This is a genomic window from Pseudomonas sp. GW456-E7 (assembly GCF_059424105.1).
In genome coordinates, this window is sequence record NZ_JBWKZB010000064.1 from 21558 (window position 1) to 28468 (window position 6911).

The 6911-nt window shown below is 61.1% G+C and carries 5 protein-coding genes; all 5 read right to left on the minus strand.

Annotated features, from left to right (window positions below):
- Nucleotides 1-74 precede the first annotated feature (74 nt).
- Nucleotides 75-1628 (minus strand): galactarate dehydratase, encoded by a 1554-nt coding sequence (gene garD / locus AC07YV_RS27270; RefSeq protein WP_102702309.1) that lies wholly within the window; start codon nt 1626-1628, stop codon nt 75-77.
- 11 nt (nt 1629-1639) lie between these two features.
- Complete coding sequence (locus AC07YV_RS27275; protein ID WP_494990372.1) at nt 1640-3178, minus strand: MFS transporter; 1539 nt, start codon at nt 3176-3178, stop codon at nt 1640-1642.
- A 32-nt stretch (nt 3179-3210) separates the two neighbouring features.
- A complete protein-coding gene (locus AC07YV_RS27280) occupies nt 3211-4656 on the minus strand; it encodes an aldehyde dehydrogenase family protein (protein WP_102702310.1) in 1446 nt (481 codons plus the stop codon).
- Nucleotides 4657-4715: 59 nt separating this feature from the next.
- A complete protein-coding gene (kdgD, locus tag AC07YV_RS27285) occupies nt 4716-5627 on the minus strand; it encodes a 5-dehydro-4-deoxyglucarate dehydratase (RefSeq protein ID WP_102702311.1) in 912 nt (303 codons plus the stop codon).
- 413 nt (nt 5628-6040) lie between these two features.
- Entirely contained in the window at nt 6041-6790 is a 750-nt protein-coding gene (locus AC07YV_RS27290) for a FadR/GntR family transcriptional regulator (RefSeq protein WP_015093478.1), read from the minus strand.
- Between the last annotated feature and the right edge of the window lie 121 nt (nt 6791-6911).

Consider the following 6911-nt stretch of genomic DNA (forward strand, 5'->3'; position numbering starts at 1 on the left):
AGCAAGCCCGCTCCCACAGGTTCAGCGCAATCCTTGTGGGAGCGGGCTTGCTCGCGAAGAACGATAACGCGGTCTCAGGTGATCGGCGCCGGGTTGAACAGGGTGATGTCGTTATGCAGCTTGTGCTGCTCCGCCCAGGTCTGCTTCTTGCCGCTGGCCACGTCCAGATAGTAGTGGAACAGCTCCCAGCCCAGCTCCTCGATCGATGCGCGACCGGTGGCAATGCGCCCGGCGTCGATGTCGATCAGGTCCGGCCAGCGCTGAGCCAGTTCAGTCCGGGTCGACACCTTCACCACCGGTGCCATGGCCAGCCCGTATGGCGTGCCACGACCGGTGGTGAACACGTGCAGGTTCATCCCCGCCGCCAGTTGCAGCGTCCCGCAGACAAAATCGCTGGCCGGGGTCGCGCAGAAGATCAGGCCTTTACGCTTGAAACGCTCGCCAGGGCCAAGCACGCCGTTGATCGCGCTGCTGCCGGACTTGACGATCGAGCCCAGGGACTTCTCGACAATGTTCGACAGCCCGCCCTTCTTGTTGCCCGGCGTGGTGTTGGCGCTGCGGTCCGCTTCGCCCTTGGCCAGGTAACGGTCGTACCAGTCCATCTCCCGCACCAGTTCCTGGGCGACGTCCTGGTTTTCCGCACGGGAGGTCAGCAGGTAAATGGCATCGCGCACTTCGGTGACTTCGGAAAACATCACCGTCGCACCGGCCCGCAACAACAGGTCCGAGGCGTAACCGAGCGCCGGGTTGGCGGTGATGCCGGAGAACGCATCACTGCCGCCACACTGCATGCCGAGAATCAGCTCGGACGCCGGCACGGTTTCCCGGCGACGTTGATCGAGCTTCTTCAATCGGGTTTCGGCCAGCGCCATGATCTGCTCGATCATCTCGGTGAAGCCGTGGCTGGCGTCCTGCAAGCGGTACAGCCATGGCTCGCTCAAATCCACCGAACTGTCGTTCTCGTGCATCACCTGCCCGGCCTGCAATTTCTCGCAGCCCAGGCTGATCACCAGCGCTTCGCCGCCCAGGTTCGGGTTGCGTGCCAGGTTGCGCACTGTGCGAATCGGGATGTACGCGTCGGTGGCGGTGATCGCCACGCCACAGCCGTAGCTGTGGGTCAGCGCCACCACGTCATCGACGTGCGGGTACTTGGGCAGCAACTCGGTCTTGATGCGCTTGACCGCATGATCGAGCACGCCGGTCACACATTGCACCGTGGTGGTGATGCCGAGAATGTTGCGCGTGCCGACGGTGCCGTCGGCGTTGCGATAACCCTCGAAGGTGAAACCTTCCAGCGGTGCTTGCGCCGCGGGCACGTCGGTGGACAGCGGCAGGCTGTCCAGCGGTGGCGCGGTCGGCATGCGCAGTTGATCTTCCTTGACCCAACTGCCGCGGGGAATCGGCTGCAAGGCGTAGCCAATGACCTGACCGTAACGAATCACCTGGCCGCCCTCGGGAATGTCTTCCAGGGTGACCTTGTGGCTCTGTGGCACGAAGTCCACGGTGACCAGGCCGTCCGCAAATTCGGTACCGGCCGGTACGCCCTGATCGTTGACCACGATCACTACGTTATCCCGCTCGTGCAGGCGGATGTAGCGCGGCGAGTCGGAATGTTCAATCAACTGCATGACGCCGCTCCTCAGGAATGCGCTTGAGACAATTTGCCAGGGGCTTCAGTACCATTCGCGGGTGGCTCTTTGAGCACCACACGCTTGATCGGGCCTACGATCACCAGGTAGCTGAACACCGCGACCAGCGCGTTGCAACCGACGAACACCAGCGCCCACTTGAACGAACCGGTGGAGCTGATGATGTAGCCGATAACGATCGGGGTGGTGATCGAAGCCAGGTTACCGAAGGTGTTGAACAGGCCACCGCTCAGACCGGCGATCTGCTTGGGCGAAGTATCGGACACCACGGCCCAGCCCAGTGCGCCAACGCCTTTACCGAAGAACGCCAGGGCCATGAAGCCGACGACCATCCATTCTACGTCCACGTAATTGCACGCCACGATGCTGCTGGAAACCAGCAGGCCAGCAATGATCGGCGCCTTGCGGGCAAACGTCAGCGAGTGACCTTTGCGCAGCAGGTAATCGGAAATCACCCCGCCGAGCACACCACCGATAAACCCGCAGATCGCTGGCAACGAAGCAATGAAACCGGCCTTGAGGATGGTCATGCCACGCTCCTGCACCAGGTACACCGGGAACCAGGTCAGGAAGAAGTAAGTAATGCCGTTGATGCAGTACTGGCCCAGGTACACGCCGAGCATCATGCGGTTGGTCAGCAGTTGACGGATGTAGTCCCACTTCGGGCCGTCGGTCTTTTTGCCTTTGCCCTTGTCCTGGTCCATGTCGACCATGCCGCCGTTGTCGGCGATGTGCTTGAACTCGGCGTCATTGATCATCGGATGCTGGCGCGGGCTGTAGATCACTTTCAGCCAGATCCCGGAGAAGATGATGCCGATCACGCCCATGACGATGAACACGTGCTGCCAGCCGAAGCTGTAGACGATCCAGCCCATCAGCGGTGCGAACAACACGGTGGCAAAGTATTGCGCCGAGTTGAAGATCGCCGAAGCGGTGCCGCGTTCAGCGGTCGGAAACCAGGCCGCCACGATGCGTGCGTTGCCGGGGAAGGATGGCGCTTCGGCCAGGCCGACCAGAAAGCGCAGCATGAACAGCGCAACCACCGCCGTGGACATACCGAACTCGCCGACATAACCCTGCAGGACGGTGAACAGCGACCAGGTGAAGATGCTCAGTGCATAGATTTTTTTCGAACCGAAACGGTCCAGCAGCCAGCCGCCGGGGATTTGCCCGGCCACGTAGGCCCAACCGAATGCGGAGAAGATATAACCGAGGGTGACCGCGTCGATGCCGAGGTCTTTTTGCAGGCTCGAGCCGGCGATGGCGATGGTCGCGCGGTCGGCGTAGTTGATCGTGGTCACCAGAAACAGCATGAGCAAGATCAAATAGCGGACGTGAGTCGGCTTGGTCGATTGCATGTAGATGTACTCCCACTGATTATTTTTATGCGCGGGTGAATCTTGTGTCCTGTAGGAGCTGCCGCAGGCTGCGATCTTTTGATCTTTAGCGCCATCAAAGGCACCGAAAATCAAGATCAAAAGGTCGCAGCCTGCGGCAGCTCCTACATGGGTTTGCGGTATCGGTGCCACCGGGGTGGCACCGGATACAGCGGTGTTGCGTGTTACGAACCGATGTAAGAGGTTTTCACGACTGTGTAGAACTCTTGCGCATAGCGACCTTGCTCACGTGATCCATAGGATGAACCTTTACGTCCACCGAACGGAACGTGGTAATCCACACCGGCGGTCGGCAGGTTGACCATCACCATCCCGGCCTGGGAGTGGCGCTTGAAGTGGTTGGCGTATTTCAGCGAGGTGGTGGCAATCCCCGCCGACAGCCCGAACTCGGTGTCGTTGGCCATGGCCAGCGCAGCTTCGTAATCGGCGACGCGGACGATGTTGGCCACCGGGCCGAAGATCTCTTCTCGGCTGATGCGCATCGACGCTTCGCTGTCGGCAAACAGGGTCGGCGCGAGGAAGTAGCCCTCGGTGTCGCAGGTCACCAGACCACCGCCGCTGACCAGACGTGCACCTTCGGACTGGCCGATGTCGATGTACTTCATGTCCTGTTCAAGCTGCGCTTGCGAGACCACCGGACCGATATCGGTGCCAGCCTTCAACGCATGGCCGACCTTGATCGACTTCATGCGCTCGGCCATGGCTTCGACGAACTTGTCGTGAATCCCGGCGGTGACGATGAAGCGGCTGGATGCGGTGCAACGCTGGCCGGTGGAGTAGAACGCGCTCTGTACCGACAGCTCGACCGCTTGCTTGAGGTCGGCATCGTCGAGAATGATCTGCGGGTTCTTGCCGCCCATTTCCAGCTGCACCTTGGCCTGGCGCGATACACAGTTGACGGCGATCTGACGACCAACACCCACCGATCCGGTGAAGCTGATGCCATCGACTTTCGGGCTGTTGACCAGCGCTTCGCCGACTACGCGACCGCTGCCCATCACCAGGTTGAACACGCCGGCCGGGAAACCGGCGCGGGAGATGATTTCCGCCAGGGCCCAGGCGCAACCCGGCACCAGGTCCGCCGGCTTGAGCACGACGCAGTTGCCGTAGGCCAGGGCCGGGGCGATTTTCCACGAAGGGATCGCGATCGGGAAGTTCCACGGGGTGATCAGACCGACCACGCCCAAGGCTTCGCGAGTGACTTCAACGTTGACGCCCGGACGTACGGACGGCAGGTAGTCGCCGGACAGACGCAGGCATTCACCGGCGAAGAACTTGAAGATGTTGCCGGCGCGGGTCACTTCACCGATGGCTTCGGGCAGGGTCTTGCCCTCTTCCCGGGCCAGCAGGGTGCCGAGTTCTTCGCGACGGGCGAGGATTTCAGTGCCGACTTTATCCAGGGAATCGTGGCGCGCCTGGATGCCGGAAGTGGACCACGCCGGGAACGCGGCACGGGCGGCGTCGATGGCTGCGTTGACCTGGGCCAGGTCAGCCTTGGCGTAATCGCCGATGGCATCGGTCAGTTCGGACGGGTTGATGTTGGTCGAGTAATCGCCGCCGGAAACCCACTCGCCGTTGATGTAGTTATCGAAACGCTTTGCATCTGCCACGAGATGTTCTCCTCACGCAAAAAGCCGCCGATTGCTCAGCGGCCCTGGTTTATCGAGTGTTACTGCGCGCCCTGCTTGTCGATCAGCGCGGCGAGCATTTCGTACTCTTCGCCGGTCAGATCGGTCAGCGGTGCACGCACGGGACCGGCGTCGTAGCCGGCAATTTTTGCCCCGGCCTTGACGATGCTCACGGCATAACCGGCCTTGCGGTTACGGATGTCCAGGTACGGCAGGAAGAAGTCGTCGATGATCTTGCCGACGGTGGCGTGATCTTCGCGAGCGATCGCGTGGTAGAAGTCCATCGCGGTTTTCGGGATGAAGTTGAACACCGCCGAGGAGTAGACCGGCACGCCCAGCGCCTTGTAGGCCGCGGCGTAGACTTCGGCGGTCGGCAAGCCACCCAGGTAGCTGAAGCGATCACCGAGGCGGCGACGGATCGACACCATCAACTCGATGTCACCCAAGCCATCCTTGTAGCCGATCAGGTTCGGGCAGCGCTCGGCCAGGCGTTCCAGCAGCGGCGCGGTCAGGCGGCAGACGTTACGGTTGTAGACCACCACGCCGATCTTGACCGATTTGCACACGGCTTCAACGTGGGCGGCAACGCCGTCCTGGCTGGCTTCGGTCAGGTAGTGCGGCAGCAGCAACAGGCCCTTCGCGCCCAGACGCTCGGCTTCCTGTGCGTATTCGATGGCCTGGCGGGTCGAACCGCCCACGCCGGCCAGGATTGGCACGCTGGTGGCGCAAGTGTCGACCGCCGTCTTGATGATTTCCGAATATTCGCTGGCCGCCAGAGAGAAGAACTCACCGGTGCCGCCCGCGGCGAACAACGCCGAGGCGCCGTATGGGGCCAGCCATTCGAGACGCTTGATATAACCCGCGCGATTGAAGTCGCCCTGAGCATTGAAATCGGTGACCGGGAAAGACAGCAGACCGGAAGAGAGGATGGACTTCAGTTCTTGTGGATTCATTATTCGAACACCCTGGATAGCGACGTTGTGTGAGAAAACCGTTCAGCCTGCGCTGAAGTTGTAGGTCATCGTACAACTTAAAATACAACCGTCAACTGCATTTCATCGCTGGGGGTGGAAATTGTTCGACACGAAAATGCAAAACCCTTGTTTTAAAGGGCTTACGCTGAAGGGAACAGGGATGATCACACCTCGAAAAACAGGTGCTCAGGAGATACGTTGTCGGAAGATTGTGGTGAGGGATAGAGGCTGACTGTAGGTTTTGTGGGATGGCTTACGGCCTCTTCGCGAGCAAGCCCGCTCCCACATTTGAATTTCTGCGAACTCACAATTTGTGAACGACACCGATCAAGTGTGGGAGCGGGCTTGCTCGCGAAGGGGCCGTAAGCCAATACCGCCTTGGATCAGAACACTCAGCCCCGCTGCGCCTCAGCCTCTTCATGGGCATGACGCAACCGCTCACGACTGTTGGTCAGGTGCAAACGCATGGCGGCCCGGGCCGCATCGGAATCCTGACGGGCGATGGCGTCGTAGATTTCCTCGTGCTCACGGCTCAGGCGCCCCATGTAGTGCTGCTGGTCGTCATGGGCCAGGCGCGCGGAATTCAACCGTGTGCGCGGGATAATGCTGGTGCCCAGGTGGGTCATGATGTCGGTGAAATAACGGTTGCCTGTGGACAGCGCGATTTCGAGGTGAAAGGCGAAGTCCGAAGCCACGGCGTCACTGGCGTGGGCGGCGCTTTCATTCAACGCATCGAGGGCGGCGCGCATGTTGGCCAGTTGTTCCGGACTGCGACGTTGCGCCGCCAGGCCGGCGGACTCCACTTCCAGGCTGATGCGCAGTTCCAGGATCGCCAGCACATCGCGCAAGGTCACCACGGTCGCCGGGTCGATACGAAAGCCACTCGGGCTCGGCGTGTCGAGCACGAAGGTGCCGATGCCATGGCGGGTTTCCACCTGGCCGGCCGCCTGCAGACGGGATATCGCTTCGCGCACCACCGTGCGGCTGACACCATGGGCATCCATGATGGCCGACTCGGTGGGCAACTTGTCGCCACGCTTGAGATGACCGTCGCGGATCTGCTCGGACAGCACCGTCACCAGTTCCTGAGCGAGGCTGCGGCGCTTGCGTGGGAGGCGTGGTGTGTCGATCGGGTTTTCCATGGTGTACATCGGTCTCGAAAAGTTCGGCGGCTGAAAGCGCATCATAGCGCAACGCGGTTGTACGATCACCCATCCCCCTGCCCCCCCTGTAGGAGCTGCCGCAGGCTGCGATCTTTTGATC